The sequence below is a fragment of the Winogradskyella forsetii genome (assembly GCF_013394595.1).
In the GTDB taxonomy this organism is placed as follows: Bacteria; Bacteroidota; Bacteroidia; order Flavobacteriales; family Flavobacteriaceae; genus Winogradskyella; species Winogradskyella forsetii.
Genome location: NZ_CP053348.1, coordinates 1,608,160 through 1,630,991, shown reverse-complemented (window position 1 = coordinate 1,630,991; position 22,832 = coordinate 1,608,160). Strand labels below are relative to the sequence as shown.

General features: G+C 35.0%; 22 protein-coding genes. 18 read left to right on the top strand and 4 right to left on the bottom strand.

The window, feature by feature from the left end:
* Positions 1-10: 10 nt before the first annotated feature.
* The 18 genes from HM987_RS07115 (at position 11) to HM987_RS07030 (ending at position 16,876) form a co-directional block, all read left to right on the top strand.
* Positions 11-1,321, top strand: coding sequence for an ABC1 kinase family protein (locus HM987_RS07115; RefSeq protein ID WP_179006529.1), 1,311 nt, complete (start codon positions 11-13; stop codon positions 1,319-1,321).
* Positions 1,322-1,960, top strand: a complete 639-nt coding sequence (locus HM987_RS07110; protein ID WP_179006527.1) for a flavin reductase family protein — start codon at positions 1,322-1,324, stop codon at positions 1,958-1,960.
* Positions 1,960-3,378 (top strand): SDR family oxidoreductase, encoded by a 1,419-nt coding sequence (locus tag HM987_RS07105; protein ID WP_179006525.1) that lies wholly within the window; start codon positions 1,960-1,962, stop codon positions 3,376-3,378. The genes HM987_RS07110 and HM987_RS07105 overlap by 1 nt, the downstream gene beginning before the upstream one ends.
* Complete coding sequence (locus tag HM987_RS07100) at positions 3,375-3,524, top strand: DUF2256 domain-containing protein (protein ID WP_179006523.1); 150 nt, start codon at positions 3,375-3,377, stop codon at positions 3,522-3,524. The genes HM987_RS07105 and HM987_RS07100 overlap by 4 nt, the downstream gene beginning before the upstream one ends.
* Positions 3,494-4,801: a DASH family cryptochrome gene (locus HM987_RS07095; RefSeq protein ID WP_179006521.1), complete on the top strand. Its 1,308-nt coding sequence runs from the start codon at positions 3,494-3,496 to the stop codon at positions 4,799-4,801. The genes HM987_RS07100 and HM987_RS07095 overlap by 31 nt, the downstream gene beginning before the upstream one ends.
* Positions 4,802-4,827: 26 nt before the next feature.
* On the top strand, positions 4,828-6,315 hold the full coding sequence (locus HM987_RS07090) for a cryptochrome/photolyase family protein (RefSeq protein ID WP_179006519.1): 1,488 nt from the start codon (positions 4,828-4,830) through the stop codon (positions 6,313-6,315).
* Positions 6,305-7,795 carry a cryptochrome/deoxyribodipyrimidine photo-lyase family protein gene (locus HM987_RS07085; RefSeq protein ID WP_179006517.1) on the top strand — a complete coding sequence of 497 codons (1,491 nt, stop codon included), beginning with the start codon at positions 6,305-6,307 and terminating at the stop codon, positions 7,793-7,795. The genes HM987_RS07090 and HM987_RS07085 overlap by 11 nt, the downstream gene beginning before the upstream one ends.
* A 101-nt stretch (positions 7,796-7,896) precedes the next feature.
* Complete coding sequence (locus HM987_RS07080; protein WP_179006515.1) at positions 7,897-8,331, top strand: hypothetical protein; 435 nt, start codon at positions 7,897-7,899, stop codon at positions 8,329-8,331.
* Between the two features lie 2 nt (positions 8,332-8,333).
* The gene (locus HM987_RS07075; protein WP_370622841.1) at positions 8,334-8,600 is read left to right on the top strand and encodes a TIGR03643 family protein; all 267 of its coding nucleotides are present in this window, start codon (positions 8,334-8,336) and stop codon (positions 8,598-8,600) included.
* Between the two features lie 55 nt (positions 8,601-8,655).
* The gene (gene folE / locus HM987_RS07070) at positions 8,656-9,348 is read left to right on the top strand and encodes a GTP cyclohydrolase I FolE (RefSeq protein ID WP_179006511.1); all 693 of its coding nucleotides are present in this window, start codon (positions 8,656-8,658) and stop codon (positions 9,346-9,348) included.
* A 3-nt stretch (positions 9,349-9,351) separates the two neighbouring features.
* Positions 9,352-9,579, top strand: a complete 228-nt coding sequence (locus tag HM987_RS07065; RefSeq protein ID WP_179006509.1) for a hypothetical protein — start codon at positions 9,352-9,354, stop codon at positions 9,577-9,579.
* A 6-nt stretch (positions 9,580-9,585) separates the two neighbouring features.
* A complete protein-coding gene (locus tag HM987_RS07060) occupies positions 9,586-10,272 on the top strand; it encodes an SDR family NAD(P)-dependent oxidoreductase (RefSeq protein ID WP_179006507.1) in 687 nt (228 codons plus the stop codon).
* Between the two features lie 2 nt (positions 10,273-10,274).
* A complete protein-coding gene (locus tag HM987_RS07055; RefSeq protein WP_179006505.1) occupies positions 10,275-10,814 on the top strand; it encodes a glutathione peroxidase in 540 nt (179 codons plus the stop codon).
* A gap of 6 nt (positions 10,815-10,820) precedes the next feature.
* A complete protein-coding gene (locus HM987_RS07050; RefSeq protein WP_179006503.1) occupies positions 10,821-10,991 on the top strand; it encodes a Lacal_2735 family protein in 171 nt (56 codons plus the stop codon).
* Between the two features lies 1 nt (position 10,992).
* The gene (locus HM987_RS07045; protein ID WP_179006501.1) at positions 10,993-11,457 is read left to right on the top strand and encodes a TspO/MBR family protein; all 465 of its coding nucleotides are present in this window, start codon (positions 10,993-10,995) and stop codon (positions 11,455-11,457) included.
* A 56-nt stretch (positions 11,458-11,513) separates the two neighbouring features.
* A complete protein-coding gene (locus HM987_RS07040; RefSeq protein WP_179006499.1) occupies positions 11,514-11,981 on the top strand; it encodes an SRPBCC family protein in 468 nt (155 codons plus the stop codon).
* Between the two features lie 163 nt (positions 11,982-12,144).
* On the top strand, positions 12,145-13,449 hold the full coding sequence (locus tag HM987_RS07035) for a cryptochrome/photolyase family protein (protein ID WP_179006497.1): 1,305 nt from the start codon (positions 12,145-12,147) through the stop codon (positions 13,447-13,449).
* Between the two features lie 250 nt (positions 13,450-13,699).
* Positions 13,700-16,876: a T9SS type B sorting domain-containing protein gene (locus HM987_RS07030; RefSeq protein ID WP_179006495.1), complete on the top strand. Its 3,177-nt coding sequence runs from the start codon at positions 13,700-13,702 to the stop codon at positions 16,874-16,876.
* A 41-nt stretch (positions 16,877-16,917) separates the two neighbouring features.
* On the opposite strand, the gene HM987_RS07025 is transcribed toward HM987_RS07030, so the two are convergent.
* From HM987_RS07025 to HM987_RS07010, 4 genes are all read right to left on the bottom strand, one after another.
* Entirely contained in the window at positions 16,918-20,172 is a 3,255-nt protein-coding gene (locus HM987_RS07025) for a T9SS type B sorting domain-containing protein (protein ID WP_179006493.1), read from the bottom strand.
* 209 nt (positions 20,173-20,381) lie between these two features.
* On the bottom strand, positions 20,382-21,698 hold the full coding sequence (gene murA, locus HM987_RS07020; RefSeq protein WP_179006491.1) for a UDP-N-acetylglucosamine 1-carboxyvinyltransferase: 1,317 nt from the start codon (positions 21,696-21,698) through the stop codon (positions 20,382-20,384).
* 5 nt (positions 21,699-21,703) lie between these two features.
* A complete protein-coding gene (locus HM987_RS07015; protein WP_179006489.1) occupies positions 21,704-22,363 on the bottom strand; it encodes a DUF4290 domain-containing protein in 660 nt (219 codons plus the stop codon).
* A gap of 95 nt (positions 22,364-22,458) precedes the next feature.
* A complete protein-coding gene (locus HM987_RS07010; protein WP_179006487.1) occupies positions 22,459-22,752 on the bottom strand; it encodes a DUF493 family protein in 294 nt (97 codons plus the stop codon).
* Between the last annotated feature and the right edge of the window lie 80 nt (positions 22,753-22,832).

The window sequence follows — 22,832 nt, the reverse complement described above, 5'->3', positions numbered from 1 at the left end:
ATTCAACTATATGAAAACCATAGATAGCATTCCAATTACTAAAATATCGCGAGCCACTAAATTAGTTTCTACTGGCGCAAAAGTTGGTGTCAATTACTTAAAGTATTATGGCGATAAAATGGTGAATTCTAAAGAAGATGCCAAAAATAGACTTAATGAAAACAATGCAGAGGATATTTATGATAGCCTAAAAAAGCTAAAAGGAAGTGCACTAAAAGTCGCACAAATGTTGAGCATGGAAAAAAGCATATTGCCACAAGCCTATGTTGAAAAATTTTCATTGTCACAATTTTCTGTACCGCCATTATCACCACCTTTAGTCATAAAAACATTTAAAAAATATTTTGGGAAACATCCCGAAGAACTATTTGATACTTTCAACGCAACTTCAGTAAATGCTGCCAGTATTGGTCAAGTCCATCTGGCAGAGAAGGATGGGAAAAAATTTGCTGTGAAAATCCAATATCCTGGAGTTGCGGAAAGTATTGCTTCCGACTTAGCCTTGGTTAAACCAATTGCTATAAAAATGTTTAATTTTAAAGGAAAAGATTCTGATAAATATTTTAAGGAAGTTGAAAATAAACTCACAGAGGAAACCAATTATATATTGGAAATTGAGCAAAGCAAAACTGTAGTTGAAGCATGCCAACACATACCAAATTTAAAGTTTCCAAACTATTACGAAGAATTCTCTTCTGAACGCATCATCACCATGGATTACATGAAAGGTGAACACCTTTCGGAATTTGTAGCCCATAATACCAACCAAGAACTATCGAATAAACTTGGTCAAGCCCTTTGGGATTTTTATATGTTTCAAATTCATAAGTTAAGAAAAGTCCATGCAGATCCGCATCCTGGAAATTTTTTGGTATCAGATGCGGGCGATTTAATTGCACTGGATTTTGGCTGTATGAAAACCATTCCAGAAGATTTTTATGTGCCTTATTTCGAATTAGCCAAAAAAGACTGCATCAACAATCCTGAAAAATTCTCAGAAAAAATGTACGAATTGGAAATTCTTAGAACAGATGATTCCAAGGAAGAAATTGAATTCTTTAGCGCTATGTTTCATGAACTATTAAGTCTATTTACAAAACCATTACATTCTGAAGAATTTGATTTTTCAAATCCTGAATTTTTTAACCAAATCACAGAAATGGAACAACGGTATTCTAAAAGTACCGAATTAAGAAACATGAACGGAAATCGAGGTTCTAAACATTTCATTTATATCAACAGAACCTTCTTTGGATTGTATAATTTAATGTTCGATTTGAAAGCGCAAAACGTAAAAATCAACAATTTTATAAATCTATAGATGGCAGAATTCAGCAGTGACGATTTAGATCAGATGCATCATGTGTACAGAATCAACTTAATTAATAGCTGTTCTGGTTATAAATCTGCAAATTTAATAGGCACTAAAAGCAAAGATGATATTAGCAACGTTGCTGTATTTAGTTCCATAACACATTTGGGTTCCAATCCTGCTTTATTGGGCTTCTTTTTAAGACCAACTACGGTGATGCGAAACACCTATCACAATATAAAAGCAACAGGAAAATACACTATTAATCATATTCACAACACTATTTTAGAGGACGCTCATCATACTTCCGCTAAATATGATGGTCATATCTCTGAATTCGACGTTACAAAGCTGATCGAAGACTATAAAGATGGATTTTCTGCTCCATTTGTAAAGGGTTGTCCTGTTCAAATTGCAATGCAATTTGTTGAAGAATATCCAATTGCAGCTAATGATACCCTATTAGTTATAGGGAAAATTCAAAAACTTTACATTGAAGATCCATTAATGGAGAACGATGGATTCGTCAATTTATCTAAAGGAAAAGTAGCTACGATAAACGGACTTGATGGTTACGCTATACCAGTATTAAAGGAACGTTTTGATTACCAACGACCAAAACCAGAATTTGTAAACACCAATGACTAATGCGCATTTTAATCACAGGGACAACAGGCTATATTGCCAGAAGATTAGCATTACAACTGCTCGAAGACGAGCATGAGCTCATTTGCTGTGTACGTGATTTAAATCGTATTCCCGATGAAATCGAAGACAATCCACGTTGTAGTTTTATTAAACTCGATTTTCTAGACCCTGAACCCGGTAAAATCCCAAAAGACATTGATGCTGCGTATTACTTAATTCATTCCATGTCCACAAATTCGGATGATTTTGAGGATTTAGAACGACAATGCGCACAGAATTTCAAAAATCTTGTTGAGGCAACTCATTGTGAACAGGTCATTTATCTTAGTGGCATTGTAAATGATAAGTCGCTTTCAAAACACCTTAAATCGAGATTACAGGTAGAAAACACCTTAAAATCCGAACGCTACGCTTTAACAACTTTCAGAGCCGGAATTATAGTAGGTAGCGGAAGCGCGTCTTTCGAAATTATAAGGGATATCGTAGAGAAATTGCCCTTTATGGTCACTCCCAAATGGTTAAACACAAAAACACAGCCTCTTGGAATTAGGGATGTTCTTACATTCTTATCTGGTGGCTTGGGCAAAAAGGAATTGTACAATAAAGCCTTCGATATTTATGGGCCAGAAGTTTTGACTTACAAACAAATGCTATTGCAATTTGCAGAAGTAAGAGGCCTAAAACGATATATTGTTACGCTGCCTGTTTTAACCCCAAAACTGTCCTCTTATTGGTTGTATTTTGTGACATCAACATCCTTTCAATTGGCTTCTGCCCTAGTAGATAGCATGAAGGTAGAAGTGATTGGTAAGCCAAGTGATATCAATAAAATCATTGGAATCGAACCTATGGATTACAAAACAGCCGTGAATTTAGCATTTCAGAGAATAGAACAAAATACCGTTGTATCGAGCTGGAAAGATGCGGTAAGCAGTGGACGGTTTAAAGATCAATTATCAAAGCATATTGAAATACCACAATACGGTTGTTTTAAAGACGTAAGGCACAGAAAAGTAACTGATGAAACGTATACCCTAAACAAAATTTGGGCCATTGGTGGCAGAACGGGTTGGTATAGTTTTAACGGATTATGGAAACTAAGAGGCTATATGGATAAACTTTTTGGAGGCGTGGGCTTAAGACGCGGACGAACAAGTGACACCTATTTAGAAGCAGGCGATGCTTTAGATTTTTGGCGTGTTTTATATGCCAATAAAGATGAAAAAAGACTATTACTTTTTGCAGAAATGCGTTTACCTGGTGAAGCTTGGCTGGAGTTTAAAATTGTAAAAGGCCAACTCTACCAACGTGCTGTTTTTAGACCTAAAGGCGTTTGGGGACGGCTATATTGGTATTCCGTATTACCGTTTCATGCGTTTGTTTTTAGCGGAATGATAAATGCTCTGGTCAATAAATGAAAACTGTAAAAAAATCAAATCTTCCATCGAAAATTTGTCCAGTTTGTAGCAGGCCTTTTATATGGCGGAAGAAATGGAAAAAAGATTGGGACAACGTAAAATATTGTAGTGAAAAATGCAGGAGAGAAAAAACAACATTAATTTAGTTTGGTTTAGAAATGATTTAAGAACCATTGATAACAGGGTTTTATATGAAGCTCAAAAAAACTGTGACCAAATCATTGCTGTTTATTGCTTTGACCCAAGGCAATTCGCTTATGATCGATTCGGGTTTAAAAAAACAGAAAAATATAGAGCACAATTTTTAATTGAAACCGTTACCGACTTAAAATTACAGCTAAAGAAACTTAATATTGATTTATTGATTAATTACGCTTTACCTGAAGTTATAATTCCAGAAATTTGTGAACATTACAACATCAATAAAATATATTTCCAAAAGGAATGGACGCAGGAAGAAGTCATCGTCGAAAACGATCTAAAATCAAAACTCGCCAACGTTGAGTTTCATTCCTTTTATAATCAATTTTTGTATCATCCTGATGATATCAATTTTGAGCTTTCTGAAACACCACAAGTTTTTACCGTCTTTAGAAAAAAACTTGAAAAGCATGTTGACATTCGACAAGAATTAAAAATTAGCAAATGTGCTGAGGAGAATCGCATTGAGAACACGACTACAATTCCAACCTTAAAAGAGTTAGGGCTTGAAGATTTTGAAACGCACCCTAGTTCTGCATTTCCCTTTAAAGGAGGCGAATCCGAAGCATTAAACCGCCTAAATGATTATTTTTTTACTACTAAAAAATTAGGGTTTTACAAAAAAACGCGAAATGGATTAGTTGGAACTAACTACAGTTCAAAATTTTCAGCATGGTTAGCAAATGGTTCCATTTCCGCTAGAACTATATATTGGAAAGTGAAACAATTTGAAGCTGAGCACTACAAAAACCAATCTACCTATTGGCTTGTTTTCGAACTTATTTGGCGTGACTATTTTAAATATGTGTCATTAAAACATGGCAATCAAATCTTTAAGCTTGATGGCATTCTGAATAAAAATTACAATTGGAGTACCGACAAAGTTCAAATTGAAAAATGGATCCAAGGAAAAACAAATTCCGACTTTGTAAATGCCAACATGCTAGAAATTAAAAAAACCGGTTGGATGAGTAATAGAGGTCGCCAAAACGTAGCCTCTTATTTCGCCAAAGAATTACAACTGGATTGGCGCATTGGTGCAGCTTATTTTGAATCCCTGTTAATTGATTATGACGTACACAGCAATTATGGAAATTGGATGTATGTCGCAGGAGTTGGCAACGATCCTAGAGATCGGAAATTTAATGTGGAATTGCAGGCTGCTCGTTACGATGAAAACGGAAAATTCAGAAAACTGTGGTTACAACCCACTTTATTTTAAACACATAAACGAAAAAAAAATAAAAATTGAAAGACAAAGAAATTATAATAATTTTCCCTCATCAACTATTTAAGAACGCAGCGATTTTAGATACAGACTGCGCTATTTATTTGGTTGAGGAATTTCTATTTTTTAAACATTATAAATTCCACAAACAAAAAATAGCATTTCATCGGGCTACCATGAAATGCTATGAAGCGTATTTAAAATCAAAAGATAGAACCGTTCACTATATTGAAGCGACCGAAAAGCGATCAGATGTTAGAGAATTAATTCCAAAACTTATTGAAGATGGAATTGAAACACTTCATATCACGGATCCAACAGACAATTGGCTCGAAAAACATATTAACTCAGTTGCTAAAGAAATAACAATTGAATGGTATGAAAATCCATTATTCATTAATACAAAGAAAGACTTAAGTTCATTCTTTAAGCCTAATAAAAAGAAATTCTTTCAAACCTCATTTTATAAAGAGCAACGAAAAAAACGTGATATTCTGATGGTTGCGAAGGAGCCTGAAGGTGGGAAATGGACTTACGATTCAGAAAACAGAAAAAAATACCCGAAAGACAAAACACCACCAAACATTCAGTTTCCAGATAAGACCAACTATCATAAAGAAGCGGAAACTTATGTGAATAATCATTTCAAAAATCATTACGGTCAGTTAACGGAGTTCGCACTTTATCCCATTGACTTTGAGACTTCAGAAGCTTGGTTTCAACAATTTTTAGATATCAGATTCCATGAATTTGGAATCTATGAAGATGCCATTGTACGTCAAGAACATATACTTAACCACAGCGTTTTGTCGCCTTTGATCAATGTTGGTTTGCTTCAACCGGAAGACGTTATACAACAAGCAATTGAGTATGCCAAAGCAAATGACATTCCCGTTAACTCCACCGAAGGCTTTGTTAGGCAAATAATGGGATGGCGAGAGTTTATACGTGGTGTTTACGAAGTCAAAGGCACTGAAGAACGCAATAGAAATTTTTGGGGATTCAAGCGTAAAATTCCAAATTCATTTTATAAGGGCTCTACAGGAATTCAACCTATTGACGATGTCATTAAAAAAGTATTGAAAACGGGTTACGCCCACCATATTGAACGCTTAATGCTATTAGGGAATTTTATGGTGTTGTGTGAATTCGATCCAGACGAGGTTTACCAATGGTTTATGGAGCTATTCATTGACGCTTACGATTGGGTTATGGTACCAAATGTATATGGTATGAGCCTGTTTGCGGATGGTGGATTAATGTCCACAAAGCCTTATTTAAGTAGTAGCAATTACATTATGAAAATGAGCGACTATAAAAAAGGGGATTGGCAACCTGTATGGGATGGTTTGTTCTGGACATTTATGGATAAGCATAGAGATTTCTTTTTGAGCAATCCAAGATTAGGGATGCTCATAGGAACATTTGACAAGATGGACACAGCAACTAAAGAAAAGCACTTTGAGAAGGCAAGAGCATTTTTTGAAAATTTAGAGGATGAGCAATAGAGAACACATTAATGTAGTTTGGTTAAAACGTGATTTAAGACTTCAGGATAATGAAGCGATTTCCAACGCTCTAAAAACCGACAAACCTACCCTTCTACTCTATGTTTTTGAACATATCCTACTCAATGACGAACATTACAGCACGCGTCATTTTAATTTCATCAAAGAATCCATATGCGACCTTAACGCACAATTAGAAACATACAATACAAAAATTTTAGCTGTCGTCAGCGATGTTACCAGCGCATTTAACCAAATACAAGAATTTTATAGCATAGACGCAGTGTTTTCTCATATGGAAACAGGTTTATTGGTAACCTACAATAGAGACAAAGAATTCAAACGTTATTGCAGAAATAATTTTATCGATTGGATAGAAAGCGAAAACAATGGTGTGCGACGTGGTTTAAAAAACAGAGATCAGTGGTTTGAAAACTGGGAAACCTATATGAATAGCGCTATTGAAGTTTTTGAACCTAATGAAAACCAATTGTTGGATCATAAAGCTATTGAAAGCCTGGAAAGCGTTTTTAAAGTTGCCAATTTAGAAACGCCAGCAAATACAATTTTTCAAAAAGGCGGTAGCTCGACAGGATGGAAATATGCCAACACCTTTTTTCAAAGTCGGCATGAAAATTACATGCTCAATATTTCCAAACCAGAAGCATCAAGACAGAGTTGCAGTCGTATTTCGCCTTACATCGCGTGGGGAAATCTATCGATTAGGCAAGTCTTTCAAAAAGCCAAAGAATTGAAAACAAATGCTAAGGACAAACGCCACATTGCCGCATTTAAATCGCGTTTACGTTGGCAAGCCCATTTTATTCAGAAGTTTGAAATGGAACATACCATGGAAGAAGCAAGTGTAAATAAAGGCTATCACAAGCTTAAAAAAACAATTTCAGAAAGCTACCAAAAAGCATGGAAAGAAGGTTTAACCGGATTTCCTTTAGTGGATGCGAGTATGCGATGCCTTGTTCAAACTGGTTATGTCAATTTTAGGATGCGCGCCATGTTGGCTTCTTTTTTCACCCATATTCTTTGGCAACCTTGGCAGGATGCAACAACACACCTTTCTCAACAATTTTTGGATTTTGAGCCAGGTATACATTTTCCGCAGTTGCAAATGCAAGCAGGAGAAACAGGCATCAACAATCTTAGGATCTACAATCCCACAGTGAATAGTTTGAAGTACGATCCTGATGCCGTTTTTATCAAAAAATGGGTACCAGAACTTGACAAACTCGATACCTTATTTGTGCACGAACCTTATCTAATGACAGAAATGGAACAGGCGTTCTATAATTTCAAACTGGGTGAAGATTACCCAGAACCCATAGTAGATATTAAAGTAAACCGAAAAAGGGCTAGTGACATTTTATGGAATATGAAAGACGATCCGGACGTACGACGTGAAAGTTTTAGGATTCTAAAACGACATACTATAAGTGAACGAAATCGCTTACTTAAAGACGAATAAAAATACAGCATTGTTGGGTAAAACTTGCCAATCCTAATTATCTGTTAAATTTGTTTAACTTTCTGTGTTAAAGATTAAACGTTTTGTAACTTTGAGTAACTATGTTATTAGAAACTACATACCACGACCCTAAACACGAGCAAATTATACAAGACATAATTGGCAGTTCCTTTAGTTTGGTACAGAAATTGAAATTAAGAGGCGTAGGCTCTAAACGCATGATTATTGATGATGTAAGCCCGAATATGAAATCGATGATGAACAAAGTTTCAGATGTAAATTATGCAAATATAGAGATGCGACCAAATGGGATTCTTGTAATGATAAATAAAGGTTTAAAGAATTTTACGTGGGTTATTCCTTACTATCAATTGGTAATTTATAAAACAAATGGTTCTAGTATCCATGCACAAGGTCGGTTTGTTCGGTTTAGAAATAGTAAGACATTTAAAGAGAACAAAAAATTCTTTGATAAGCTTTTGAACGAAAAAGTAAAATATGATATGCAGTATGCAATGCCTCAAGATCTGATATGAATATGGGAGAACGAGAAACTGATCGTATTATAGAAATGGCATGGGAAGATCGCACACCTTTTGAGGCCATTACATTTCAATTTGGTTTGAAAGAGCAAGACGTGATTAATGTAATGCGAAGAGAATTAAAACCAAGTAGCTTCAGATTATGGAGAGCACGTGTGCAAGGAAGAGCTACTAAACACCAAAAGAAAAGAACATTTGACAAAGGCAGATTTAAATGCTCACGACAAAGAACAATAACTAATAACTCTATTTCAAAACGTTAACTCGTGCTTTGATTTAAGCTTGGAGTACTTAGAGACAGCACATTAAAAAGATTCTATGACTACAGAAACTATTTCCAAAAAAAATGGTCACAATTTAAACGGCTTTAGTGCTGAAGATATTGGAGACGATCATTTATTCACAAATTTAGATACACCGATGAAAGCAGATGCTTTCAAAATGACAAATGAGGAAAAGAAAAAACGCATTGCGTTACTTTTTTCAGAAATAATGGATGTTATTGGTCTTGATTTAAATGATGATTCTTTAAGTGGCACGCCAGACCGTGTTGCAAAAATGTATATTGAAGAAATATTTTCGGGCTTAGACCCAAAAAACAAACCAAAAGTGGCCTTGTTCGAAAATAAATATCAATATAATCAGATGTTAGTAGAAAAAAATATAACTTTCTATTCCAATTGTGAGCATCATTTTGTGCCTATTATAGGAAGAGCGCATGTGGCTTATAAATCATCTGGTAAAGTTATTGGACTTTCAAAGTTAAACCGAATAGTTCAATATTACGCTAAACGTCCGCAAGTACAGGAACGTTTAACCAATCAGATTGCTAACGAACTTAAAACGGTTTTAGAAACCGAAGATGTTGCTGTAATTATAGATGCCAAGCACTTGTGTGTTTCATCTAGAGGTGTGCAAGACGATACTTCTGCAACAGTAACCACATATTATGGAGGCGAATTTAATAATGCTTCAAAAATTGTAGAATTACAAAACTATATAAATAATTAAACTATGGGGACAATAGAAAAAGCTATAGAATTTGAAAACAGAAAGTTTTCATTTAAAACAACGAGTGATAGAATTTTGGCAGCTAGAGAAGCTAAGGATATTATACTAGAGGTCAATGAACTTTACAAGGAAAAGAAAGATTCAAAACTTATGGATTTAATGAAGCGTTTGACGGCGATTAAGCAAAAAATCGAAAAGCGTTTAAAAGGACGTCCTTTAACAGCATCATAAATTTATATGAGTAGATTAATAGTTATTGGAGGAAGCAAAGGTATTGGCAAAGCTATTGTTGAAACTTTGCTTTCTTCTTATGATGAGATTATCAATATAAGCAGAACGGCACCGGAAGAATCACATCCTAAATTAAAACATTTTAGTTGTGATATTACCACTGACGAATTACCAGATATTGATGAGGCAGATGGTTTAGTATATTGCCCTGGAAGCATCAACTTAAAACCGATTGACCGATTAAGTGTTGACGATTTTAAAAACGACTTTGAGATTAATGTTATTGGAGCCGTTAAGGCCATACAACAGTATTTGAAAGCGTTAAAAAATGGTAATAAACCATCAATTGTTTTGTTTAGTACCGTTGCAGCCAAACTTGGTATGCCCTATCATGCAAGTGTGGCAGCTTCAAAATCAGCTATTGAAGGTTTAACAAAATCACTTGGTGCAGAATTGGCTCCAACGATAAGAGTCAATGCTATTGCACCTACGGTAACTGATACCGAATTGGCTTCAAAGTTATTGCGTAATGAGCGCATGATCGAAAATATGAATGAGCGCCACCCACTTAAAAAATATTTACAACCTCAAGAAGTTGCTGATATGGCCGCTTTTTTATTGTCAGAAAAAGCAGCTTCTCTATCTGGTCAAATATTTGAAATGGATTGTGGTATTGTGAGTTTCAAATTGTAAAGATGAATCCATTTAAAGCCTTTATCAGTACTATTAATGTAACAGACAAAGATGTGAAGAACAAAGCAACAATACCATTTTATGATATTCAAATCAATAGTTTATCTGGAGAACCTATAGATTTACATCAATTTAAAGGCAAAAAATTACTTATCGTCAATGTCGCTTCTAAATGTGGATTTACACCGCAGTATAGAGATTTGCAGTCGTTGCAAGACGATTACAAAGATCAACTCGCAATTTTAGGAGTACCATGTAATCAGTTTGGTTCGCAAGAGCCAGGTAGCTCAGAAGAAATTCAACAATTTTGCGAGAAGAATTACGGTGTAAATTTTTTAATCACCGAGAAAATTGAAGTGAAGGGAGAAAATCAACATCCCTTATATTCTTGGCTGACAAAGGAATATATAAATGGTAAGCAAGATTCTAAAGTAAAGTGGAATTTCCAGAAGTACTTAATAGACGAAAATGGGGAATTTTTAAATTACTACTACTCTATTACAAGTCCTACAAGCTCAAGAATTACTAAATACCTAGAATAGAAAACTATGTTTGGACTGTTTAAAAAACCCTCAGAATTAGAAAAACTTCAAAAGAAGTACGACAAATTAATGGCAGATTGGCATAAGCTTTCCTCTACTAATAGAGCCGAAAGTGATAAAAAATATGCAGAAGCACAATTAGTAATAGATAAAATTGAAAAATTAAAAGAGCAGTAAGTTGAAAAAAATCTATCTGTTCATACTGTTCCTAATTATCAATTTTGGTGGACTTGCGTTAGGAAACTGGTTTATGGGAGATGCTGTTGCTAGCGACTGGTACAACAACTTAAATAAAGCGCCATGGACACCGCCAGGTTGGGTTTTTGGTGCCGCTTGGACAGTTATAATGTTTTGTTTTTCAATCTATTTGACCTATTTGTTCTCCGTCCGAAATTCGAAATTTGTCATGTTCGTTTATGCTATTGCCGTTTTGTTGAATGTATGTTGGAACTTCCTATTTTTTAATCAACACTTCATAACTTGGGGATTCGTAAATATCATCTTACTAACCTTGGTCATAATCTATTTCTTTATCACTTTTAGACATGACAAACTCCATAGTTTAAAATATTTACTCCTTCCCTATATCATCTGGCTTTGTATTGCTACATCGCTGAACGGTTATATTGTTTTTAATAATTAGCTTTAACTACGCTCAACTCTCAACCATTGACTTTATTCTAAATTGATAATACGTACATGAAAATTTATACACTACATAAAAAGCAAAATTTGCCTATGTCAGTTGAACAGGCTTGGGAATTTCTCTCAAATCCTGCCAACTTAAAAACGATAACACCAGATTATATGGGTTTCAACATTCTCTCTGGTGCAGATAGACCGATGTTTCCTGGGCAAATTATACAATATATCGTCACGCCTGTTTTGGGTATCAAAACAAAATGGGTTACAGAAATAACTCATGTCAAGGACCAAGAATATTTTGTAGATGAGCAACGTTTTGGACCTTACGCTCTTTGGCACCATAAACATTTTATAAAGGAAATTAAAGGTGGTATAGAAATGGAAGATATTATAGACTATAAAGTTCCCATGGGATTTTTAGGGCAACTCGTCCACCCTATTTTAGTAAAACCAAAATTAGAAGAAATCTTTAATTACAGAACTGAGAAGTTGGAAGAGTTATTTGGGAAATATGATGGGTAAAAAGTTATTTTTATTATTAAGTTGTCAGAATAACCACTGAATAAACGAAATCCATAAATTGACTACCGTCAACTTTTCCCATTAGGGGAAATGTCCGTAGTACAAAGGGGAATTAAAATAAAGTATACCAATTACGGTTAATGTTATAAAATTAAAATTATCAATGACTAAAAAAATAAATATATTCTGGTTCAGAAGAGATTTAAGATTAGATGATAACCTTGGTTTTGTTGAAGCGCTTAAAGGCGATTTTCCGGTGATGCCTATTTTTATATTCGATACTGAAATATTAGAAAGCCTACCAAAGGATGATGCTCGCGTGACTTTTATTCATGAAACGCTTCAAACGATGAGGCAAACATTACAAGACGAACATGATAGTAGTATTGCTATATTTCAAGGAAAACCGGAAACTGTTTACCAGCAATTAATCAAAGATTACGACATTGAAACCGTTTTTACCAATCACGATTACGAACCTTATGCTAAAGAACGGGACAACCAAATAAAATCACTTTTACAAAAGAATAATATCCAATTCAAAACTTTTAAGGATCAAGTCATTTTTGAAAAGAGCGAAGTCGTAAAAAAAGATGGAGACCCTTACTTAGTTTACACGCCCTATATGCGCACTTGGAAAGAGAATTTCAAGAACGTTGATTTAGAAATATTTTATACCAATTCCTATTTAGATAATTTAATTGAACACAGTCGGTTATCTAATTTAAGCCTATCAGATATTGGCTTTGTAAAATCGCGTCAAGAAATCGCACCTTACGAAGTGACACCAACTTTGATTCAAAATTATGAAGACACCCGAAATTTCCCGGCTAAAGATACAACGTCGAGATTAGGACCACATCTGCGCTTTGGAACGGTCAGTGTTCGGAAAATGATGAAAAAAGCCATAGCTGAAAAGAACGAGATTTTTTGGCAAGAATTGATTTGGCGCGAATTTTTTATGGCTATCCTTTGGCACTTTCCAGAGACTCCAGATAAAGCCTTTAAATCAAAATATGACAGAATTGAATGGCGAAACAATGAAGACGAATTTAAAAAATGGTGCGAGGGCAAAACCGGTTATCCTTTAGTAGATGCTGGAATGCGTCAACTCAATGAATCTGGATTTATGCACAACAGAGTGCGCATGCTTGTGGGTAGTTTTCTATGTAAACATCTCTTGATAGACTGGAGATGGGGAGAAGCTTACTTTGCAGAAAAACTTCATGATTATGAAATGTCGAGTAATGTTGGCAATTGGCAATGGGTTGCCGGTTGTGGTGTCGATGCAGCGCCTTATTTTAGGATTTTTAATCCCACAACACAGATTGATAAATTCGATAAAGACAAAAAATACATCAAAAAATGGGTTTCAGAATATGGAACTGATGCTTATCCAGAAAAAATGGTTGACCATAAGGAAGCACGAGAACGCTGTTTGGAAACTTATAAATCTGCACTGAATTAGAATTAACAGTAGGTTTTAAAAATATTTAAGTCTGCTTACTATAGAATTGATAACGCCTCTCATTATAAGACAAACAAAGTTTTAAATATCAGAGCCATTTCAATAAACAATTTTAAAAGCCCTGATTAGTACTTGGTAGCTTTTCCTATTAATCTATTATTAATTGTAGTCTGCACATGATGTATTAGCTTTAAAGCTTTGAGCATATCACTTATTGTCCTATCTTTAAGAGTCACCTATTAAATACCGAATGAGACAACTATTGACATTATTAATACTCTTCGTTTTTAGTAATTTATTATTAGGGCAAGCTGACACTCCGCTAACATTACGAACCCAATTTAATGGCAAATATGGCTACACTATTGTAGGAAACACGCTTAACGAATTTAACAATAGACAAAATCCTGCACCTCCTTGCCAAATGCTTACACAATCGAGTGCAACATTAACTTTATCACCTGATCAAAATATTGTTGCAGCCTATCTTTATTGGGGAGGCATTGGAGATGGTACTACAAATCCTATAGTAAAATTAAATGGTATAAATTACCAAGCTAGTGAAACTTGGGTTGGTAATTCAGTTGACGTTGTTGAACTCTCTTATTTTAATTCCTTTACTGATGTTACAACACAAGTACAAACGACAGCGAATGGGGACTATTTATTTTCAGATCTTGATTTAAATTCAATTATCACGCCTTACTGTGGGTCTCGTATTTATAATGGTGGATGGCACATTGTTGTGATTTATGAACAAATGACTTTACCGAATGTGCAATTAAATATCTATGATGGTATTTTTATGATTAACGCTTTTTTTAGTATTGGCATAGACCCTATCATTATAGATAACTTAAATGTTATTGATACTCAAAATGCAGAACTTACCTATGTTACACTTAATGGTTACCCTACTACCCCATTTGAAGACTCGGTATTTTTTAACGGAAATATATTAAGTAATGATTTAAACCCTGCAAACGATTCTTTTAATAGTACCAATGGATTTACAGGTAGCACCTCTAATTGGAATCAAGATATTGACACTTTCGATATTTCATCTTTTATTGCCGTTGGAGATACGGAAGCGAGTTTTTCAGTAAATGCAAACTGGCTTCATTTCATGCAAACCCTTGTCACTTCTATTCAATCAGAATTACCTGATGCCACAGCTCAACTCATCCAAGTTTCTGGACAAGAGATTTGTAATGATAGAAATTTATTAGTTGATTATACAATTCAAAATGTAAATAGCAATGCCATGTTACCGGCAAATGTGCCAGTATCATTTTATGCCAACAACACACTAATACAAACGGTAAATACCTTAACTCCTATTGCCATTGACGGAGTTTTAAATTTACAAACCACTTTGGACATTCCTATAAGCATACCTGACGTATTTACATTGACCGTTATAGTAGATAATAATGGTCCAGATACCTCTAATTTTTCTGAAAGCAATGAGAATAACAATGAAGACTCGCTGACTATAACGTTGCAAAATGATAGTGATATTATACCAATATTTACAATTCCAAATACGTATTGCGAAAATTCATCTGTTCCTAATCTACCTGTAATATCTGATAATAATATATCTGGAAATTGGTCACCAAATAATATTGACAACCAATCTAATGGCATCTATGTGTTCACTCCAGATTCTGATCAATGCGCATTACCCTTAACGTTAGAGGTTACAGTCTTACCAAATAACTCACCTATATTTTCATTTCAAACTACGTTTTGTGAAGGAGAATCCGTTCCTAATTTACCAAGTACTTCCGATAATGGAATTTCTGGCAGTTGGTCTTCAGTTTCTATAAATAATCAAGTTAGCGATACTTATTTTTTTACACCTGATTCAGGTGACTGTGCATTGCCAGTTTCTGTGGACATTACTATTTTGCCTAATATTAATCCTTCATTTTCAATACCTATTTCAATTTGCCAAGGTGAAACTCCTCCTAGCTTACCCCTAGTTTCAGATAATGGTATATCTGGTTCTTGGTCTCCAAATAGTATAAATAATCAATCTAATGGCACCTATGTGTTCACTCCAGATTCTGATCAATGCGCGTTACTATTAACATTACAGCTTACGGTTCTCGCCAATGACTTACCCATGTTTTCATTTCAAACCACCTTTTGCGAAGGAGAATCCGTTCCTAATTTACCAAGTACTTCCGACAATGGAATTTCTGGTAGTTGGTCTTCAGTTTCTATAAATAATCAAGTTAGTGACACTTATTTTTTTACACCTGATGCAGGTGACTGTGCATTGCCAGTTTCTGTGGACATTACTATTTTGCCTAATATTGATCCTTCATTTTCAATACCTATTTCAATTTGCCAAGGTGAAACTCCTCCTAGCTTACCCCTAGTTTCAGATAATGGTATATCCGGTTCTTGGTCTCCAAATAGTATAAATAACCAATCTAATGGCACCTATGTGTTCACTCCAGATTCTGATCAATGCGCGTTACTATTAATATTACAGCTTACGGTGCTCGCAAATGACATACCCATGTTTTCATTTCAAACTACGTTTTGTGAAGGAGAACCCGTTCCTAATTTACCAAGTACTTCCAACAATGGAATTTCTGGTAGTTGGTCACCTAGTAATATTAATAACCAAACCAGTGCGTCCTATACGTTCACTCCAAGCTCTAGTGAGTGCTCTGCTCCACTGACACTTAACATAGAGATTCAACCTAAAATAACAAGTGCTATAGATTTATATATTTGCAAATCGGAAAATGGTAGTATTTACCTACCCACTACTCTAAATACAGATTTAATTACTAATGATTTTTCATTTGAATGGTTTTTAGACAATCAACCTCTACCTAATACCTTATCAGAACTAGCGGTAATTAATCCTGGCGAGTACACTGCAATTGCGACACCATATACTGAAGGTTGTACGCAAGAATTCAATTTTTCAGTTACAGTATTAGAACCGCTTTCAATTACCTATGAAGTCGGAGAAGATTTTAATGCAAACCAAAGTTTGATGATAGAAACTACAGGAGGTAGTGGCTCTTATGTTTACAGTTTTAATGGATTACCTTTTCAAAACAGCCCAGAATATGTGTCCTTAAATGCTAATGAAGTCCTCGTTAAGATAAAGGATAGTAATGCTTGTTATGAAATTTCAGAATTAATATCGCTATGGCAATATCCCAAATTTTTCACACCTAACGATGATGGCAAAAATGATTTTTGGGGAATTGAAACGCAGCAACCTATAACCATTGAAATCTTTAACCGCTATGGAAAGCTAATTACGAAACTAAAGAATACAGAGCAATGGGATGGTACTTTAAATTCACGTAAACTACCAACAAGCGATTATTGGTTTATAGTTTACTATGAAGAAAACAAAGTATTCAAATCTCATTTTACCCTAAAAAATTAGACTATAAATTATCATTTGTTTTTCTGACTTTAAGCAAACTACTATCGCTTTAGAGTAAAATGCCCTGTATAAGTTTTTCCATTATTTCGTTTTACCACAAACCAATAATCACTTGTAGGCATTAGTTCGCCATTATAACGACCGTCCCAACCTATTTGGTCACCATAAAAACTAGTCAACAACTTTCCGTACCGATTAAAAATATACACTAGTAAATCGGGTTCAAATTGAGACCCTGAAATTTGCCAATATTCATTAACATCGTCTCCATTAGGTGTAAAAAATCTTCTGTAATTGAGCAGTGAAATAGTTTCTGTTGTAACGCCACAACCATTAATATCTCTTACAAAAACAGTATAATCTCCAGCTTCCAAATTAGCAAATAAACTTTCGGGCTGATAATTTATACCATCTAAAGAATATTCATACTCACCAACACCTGACACATTGATAGCAATAGCATTACTATTAGCTGTAAAATCTTCTGTTACAATGGAATCAATATTGGCAATACCAGAACCATCAACAGTATAGGTCTTTGTAGCCTCACAGGAAAAACCACCATAGTCATTTGAAACTGTTACAGCATATATGCCAGAGGTATCAACCACTATACTTCGAGTGGTTTCACCTGATGACCATAGATAACGGGAATACCCTGAATCTGCCGAAAGTAACAAAGATTCGTCATCACAAATCGTAATAAATTCATCTGGTCCCAACTGAGGGGTCGATCCAACTACAAGCTGAAATGAAGCTATTTCATAACAAATATCTAAAGTGTTATGAATCATTCGAACATAAATCGTCTGTGGATTTATAATGTTTTGATAGGTTTCTGAAATAGGATTATTACCAGAATCCGCATCACTTTGATTCAAATGATAGGTAATGGTTAAATTGTCAGGATTTTGATTTCCCAACACTTGAGCATTTTGCTGTGATAGGTCGAAAACGGCTTGGTTAGCCATCCCTTCATTACAAATTACTAAATCTGTCGGAGTAAAAATGTTCACTACTGGAACCAAGTCTAATGTATTAACCATAATGGTTTCAATGCTTCCACACACGTCCTCTACCCTAATTTCATATAAACCAGGAGTTAAATCAGTGAAAATATTATTTTCTTCATTATCGATAACTATAGGCGATACAATAGAAAAATTATAAGGCGGAACACCGCTCACATCCACTAAAATATCAGACGGTCCCGAGCCACCATCGCAATTAAGATTAAACACATCCTGTATTACTAAATTCGAACCTACTTCAAATTCGGCAAAGAAATCAAAGCAATATTCATCAGTATTAGGGGTATTAAAAGATTGAAATGCCTTGATTAGCCTAAAGGCTCCTGTAAAGAAAATATTGAGGAGGGTCTCACCGTTTTCAATAGAAATAGAATTTGAAGTATTCGGTAACTCACCTTCAGTGTAGAGTACACCTGTAGCAGGATGCCCCCAACTATCACTATCTGGATAGTACTTTTGAAACCAATAGGATCGATTGGCAACTGAACTATCATCATCTAAAATACTTAAATCAAATGACCCACAATTTAAGTGTAAATTATAAATGGCTTCATTGCTGTAATTGTAGCTTTCTATGATTTCATTAAACGTAAATTCATTTCCACAAGAGTCCGTAAACTCTACACTATAATTTCCTGCCGGAATATCATCTACATAGAAAAAGCCTTCCGGTGAAATAGCGAAACTGTAATCAAAAGGCACTATTTGAGAAAATGCAGCAGGTGCTTCGGTAATAAAAACGGAAGTAATTTCGCCATAAGCGCCATCAATTCTTAGACTGCCTGCCTGAGAGATACAACTAGGTGATGTTACAACGTTAATCGGCAAATCCGCAAGTTCAGGGATTACTATTTCTTCAATATATACTGCCCCACAATTGTCTGTAATTTCCAAAATGTAGGTGCCCTTGAGAAGCTCATTTAGTTCTAAGGAACCATTAGCTGAAATAAAATCAGAGATATCGTGAGGTATTTCATTTGAGTAATCTATTGGAGCTTCTGTGAATATAGCGGATACAATTTCTCTATCGGGAATACTTACAAACAGCTCACCAAAAAGAGGATCACAACCGCCATTTGATGAAGCTATATTAGGTTCTTTTGGTTCCTCAATTAGCTCATATGTAGATTGGGCAATTCTATTGCAGGCGTCAACAACTCTAACCGTGTAGGTGCCATAAGGCACACCCAAATCTTCTTGTTCAAATACAATTACAAAATCCGTATAAACCCCTTCATTATCATTATAATCTGATTGGTCAAACTCACTAGGAGCTTCAAGAAACTCTAGTGTGTAAGGCAGTACTAAATTAGTCGCTATTACAATTAAATCGCTACCACAAACATTAGGTGTAGGTGTTATACTAACTTGAGGGTTAGGATCTATGACTGTTGAATTATTCACAATATTACCACAATCATCTTGCACCTCAATTTCAATTCTAAAGACCTGATCGTTGTAATTTGCTACTGTTTCAGATAATTCAATTTGGGTTTCTGGTCCGTTTTGATAGGTTTGACTAAAGCTTGTGGACTCACTTCCATCCAACAGACTTATGGTATAATTTACAGTTAGTGGATAAGACAATCCTGTTCCTCCAATAGCAGTTATTATATGGTTTATTGTAGTCTCTTCGCAACTGTTAAGAATATTAGGTTGTTCAACGGCAGAAACCGTAAATGTATCATTACCAAGCAGTAACGTATAAGTTTTAGTTAAGGCGTTACCACAATCGTCGAAAACGCGAATTATATAAGTCCCTTGGGGAAGACCACTAAAATTACTATTGGTTTGTAATGGAACCGTTATAGGACCTGAAATTATTTCAAAGGACTGTGCATTTCCTGATAAAACGGTTACGATAAGGTCAATCTCATTACAATTACCAGAAAACCCTTGACCGACTTCAAAATCTAAAACAGAAATGACATCATTAATCGTAGCATCGGCACTTTGAGAGTTTTGTAATTCACCTAAGGTTTGTATGGCCTGCACCAAATAGGTTCCACTTTCTAAATTGGTAAAGCTAGCTGCTGAAGTTTGGGCTATTGGGGTAGCCGTATCTGGATATAAAAAAAGGAGGTAAGTGATTGATGCATTGGCTGTAGTTCCTGAAACAGCCATAGAAATAGAACCATTTCCAGTGCAGGACTCATCAGTTGTCATTACCGAAAAATTAAAATCACTCAATTGCGCAGTAATCATCTGGCTCGTCAAAAACAGACAAAGTAGTAAATAAGGTTTTAGAGGGAAAATAGGGTTCATGATGCTAAAATTTCACATCTGTTATATTAATGATACAATTAATTACATGTAACCCAAAATCAATAAGACATAATCATCTTTTATATCGATTAGTTGCACCATAAATTCAATATAGCATTTGTACCAAACGGTACTATATATAAATAACTGAACTAAAAAACCCCATTAAAAATGAGGTTTTCTTGTAATTTCGAATTTAGTATTAACTCTTAATTCCCATGCACACGTTCAATCTTTGCACCAATCGCTCTTAAACGTTCGGCTATATTTTCGTAGCCTCTATCAATTTGCTCAATATTATGAATGGTTGATGTCCCTTTTGCGGATAACGCCGCAATTAACAAAGAAACACCTGCTCTAATATCTGGAGAGGTCATGGTCGTTGCTTTTAATGTCGATTTAAAATCATGACCAATGACAGTTGCTCTATGAGGGTCACAAAGAATAATCTTCGCTCCCATATCAATCAATTTATCAACAAAAAACAAACGGCTTTCAAACATCTTTTGATGCACAATCGCACTTCCTCTTGCTTGGGTTAAAACCGTAAGAATAATACTTAATAAATCTGGCGTAAACCCTGGCCAAGGTGCATCTGCAATGGTTAAAATAGAACCATCAATAAAGCTTTGCACTTCATAACCATCTGTATGCGCTGGAATATGGATATCATCGCCTTGACGCTCAACCGTAATTCCTATTTTTCTGAAGACGTTTGGGATCTGGCCTAAATCATCCCAACTCACATTGGTAATGGTCAATTCACTTTTTGTCATTGCCGCCAAGCCAATCCAGCTACCAATTTCAATCATATCTGGAAGCATCCTGTGTTCTGTTCCTCCAAGGGAATCCACACCTTCAATGGTTAACAAATTAGAACCAACACCAGAAATTTTTGCGCCCATGCGATTTAGCATTTTACACAATTGCTGTAAATAAGGTTCACAAGCAGCATTGTAGATCGTCGTTTTTCCTTCAGCTAAAACAGCAGCCATAACAATGTTTGCCGTTCCTGTAACGGAAGCCTCATCCAAAAGCATGTAAGTCCCTTTGAGCTTTTTCGCTTCTACGCCATAAAATAATTCTTCCCTATTATAGCGAAATTTAGCCCCAAGATTAATAAAGCCTTCAAAGTGTGTATCTAAACGACGACGACCAATTTTATCACCTCCTGGTTTTGGAATGTATCCTTTACCGAAACGTGCCAATAACGGCCCAACAATCATGATTGAACCTCTAAGTCCTTTGCCATCTTCTTTGAATTCTGCCGATTCTAAATAACCAAGATTGAGATCGTCTGCTTTAAAGGTGTAAGAACCTTTGCCTAATTTATTGATTTTAACGCCTAGCTTTTTTAGTAATGCAATGAGCTTATTGACATCAATAATATCTGGAATGTTATCTATTTGTACTTCTTCAGCAGTTAAGAGAACGGCACATAAAATTTGCAAAGCTTCGTTTTTGGCGCCTTGTGGCTGAATCTTACCCTTTAGTCGGTGACCACCTTCAATAATAAATGTACTCATACGTTTTAGTAACGTTTTCTGTTATTAGAATATTTCTTCTTGCTAGAGTTATTGCTCTTTTTATTGGAATTGCTTTTACCGCCATATTTAGACTTCGTACGCATTAAACTTGTAGCATCCGTAAGATCTTCGTCGGTATTCTTCAAATTTATATTTCCATCAGAAAGCTCATACAAATGATTGTAAATAACATCATCCTCAACCGTATCTTTATTCCAATTAAGGAAACACTTTTTCATATGGTTGGCAATCGTATAAATTAAAGCTTCCTTTAATTCTCCATCTTCCCAACTTACAGCAACATCAATCATGGTCTTTATGTTATTACCATAAAAACGGTATTTCGGATGGTTTTGAGGATATTTTAAAGGTTCTGGTCGTGCTTGTATTTCTTCTTTCGACGGTTCGCCATAAGGGGCGTCCACATCGATTTCAAAATTTGACATAATGAACAACTGATCCCATAGTTTGTGCTGAAAATCTGGCACATCCCTAAGATGCGGTTGTAGATTTCCCATGACGGAAATAACCGCTTTGGCTACTTTATTGCGTTCCTCTTTTGTTTCGCGAGTCTTAGCATAATTAATCATCTTTTGCAGATGACGTCCATATTCCGGTATAATTAAATGCTCGCGTTCTGTGTTGTATTCTAAATCGTCAATCAAAATTGTATAATAAAAATGTGTAGTGTATAAATTAAACCCGTAGTCTTTTTAGGTTTTGTTGCAAAATACAAAAAATTATGAAGCTTAAACGAAATTTATAAAGAAATTACACCTTCAACATTTTTAGCGACCTCCTTATATTTGACGATTACTTCTTCAGGGTTTTTCAACCTAACGTTTATGGACACACTGGTGTATTTTCCGTTTTTAGATTCGTTTGTGGTAATAACAGCGCCAAGGTCGTTAAAAAGATCTTCTATATCCTTGACACCAGAGCCTTCTGAAAGTACAATGAATTTGTATAAATATTCCGATGGCCAAAGGGCTGTATCGTATAATTGCGATTTTAGTTTTTCGTAAAACTCTTCTGTTTTTTTAGAACTGTCCATAGTATTTTTTTTCAGCTACAAAGATACATTTTACTTCATATTTTTTGGTTTAATTTTTTATCACGAATTTTACATCAAAA

What these genes read in the sequence shown, in the direction of transcription:
- HM987_RS07035 (WP_179006497.1), top strand. Translation starts at nt 12,145, where the DNA reads ATGACTAAAAAAATAAATATATTCTGGTTCAGAAGAGATTTAAGATTA.
- HM987_RS07105 (WP_179006525.1), top strand. Translation starts at nt 1,960, where the DNA reads ATGCGCATTTTAATCACAGGGACAACAGGCTATATTGCCAGAAGATTA.
- HM987_RS07040 (WP_179006499.1), top strand. Translation starts at nt 11,514, where the DNA reads ATGAAAATTTATACACTACATAAAAAGCAAAATTTGCCTATGTCAGTT.
- HM987_RS07075 (WP_370622841.1), top strand. Translation starts at nt 8,334, where the DNA reads ATGGGAGAACGAGAAACTGATCGTATTATAGAAATGGCATGGGAAGAT.
- murA (WP_179006491.1), bottom strand. Translation starts at nt 21,698, where the DNA reads ATGAGTACATTTATTATTGAAGGTGGTCACCGACTAAAGGGTAAGATT.
- HM987_RS07050 (WP_179006503.1), top strand. Translation starts at nt 10,821, where the DNA reads ATGTTTGGACTGTTTAAAAAACCCTCAGAATTAGAAAAACTTCAAAAG.
- HM987_RS07110 (WP_179006527.1), top strand. Translation starts at nt 1,322, where the DNA reads ATGGCAGAATTCAGCAGTGACGATTTAGATCAGATGCATCATGTGTAC.
- HM987_RS07085 (WP_179006517.1), top strand. Translation starts at nt 6,305, where the DNA reads ATGAGCAATAGAGAACACATTAATGTAGTTTGGTTAAAACGTGATTTA.
- HM987_RS07065 (WP_179006509.1), top strand. Translation starts at nt 9,352, where the DNA reads ATGGGGACAATAGAAAAAGCTATAGAATTTGAAAACAGAAAGTTTTCA.
- HM987_RS07055 (WP_179006505.1), top strand. Translation starts at nt 10,275, where the DNA reads ATGAATCCATTTAAAGCCTTTATCAGTACTATTAATGTAACAGACAAA.
- HM987_RS07115 (WP_179006529.1), top strand. Translation starts at nt 11, where the DNA reads ATGAAAACCATAGATAGCATTCCAATTACTAAAATATCGCGAGCCACT.
- HM987_RS07010 (WP_179006487.1), bottom strand. Translation starts at nt 22,752, where the DNA reads ATGGACAGTTCTAAAAAAACAGAAGAGTTTTACGAAAAACTAAAATCG.
- HM987_RS07060 (WP_179006507.1), top strand. Translation starts at nt 9,586, where the DNA reads ATGAGTAGATTAATAGTTATTGGAGGAAGCAAAGGTATTGGCAAAGCT.
- HM987_RS07025 (WP_179006493.1), bottom strand. Translation starts at nt 20,172, where the DNA reads ATGAACCCTATTTTCCCTCTAAAACCTTATTTACTACTTTGTCTGTTT.
- HM987_RS07095 (WP_179006521.1), top strand. Translation starts at nt 3,494, where the DNA reads ATGCAGGAGAGAAAAAACAACATTAATTTAGTTTGGTTTAGAAATGAT.
- folE (WP_179006511.1), top strand. Translation starts at nt 8,656, where the DNA reads ATGACTACAGAAACTATTTCCAAAAAAAATGGTCACAATTTAAACGGC.
- HM987_RS07100 (WP_179006523.1), top strand. Translation starts at nt 3,375, where the DNA reads ATGAAAACTGTAAAAAAATCAAATCTTCCATCGAAAATTTGTCCAGTT.
- HM987_RS07030 (WP_179006495.1), top strand. Translation starts at nt 13,700, where the DNA reads ATGAGACAACTATTGACATTATTAATACTCTTCGTTTTTAGTAATTTA.
- HM987_RS07080 (WP_179006515.1), top strand. Translation starts at nt 7,897, where the DNA reads ATGTTATTAGAAACTACATACCACGACCCTAAACACGAGCAAATTATA.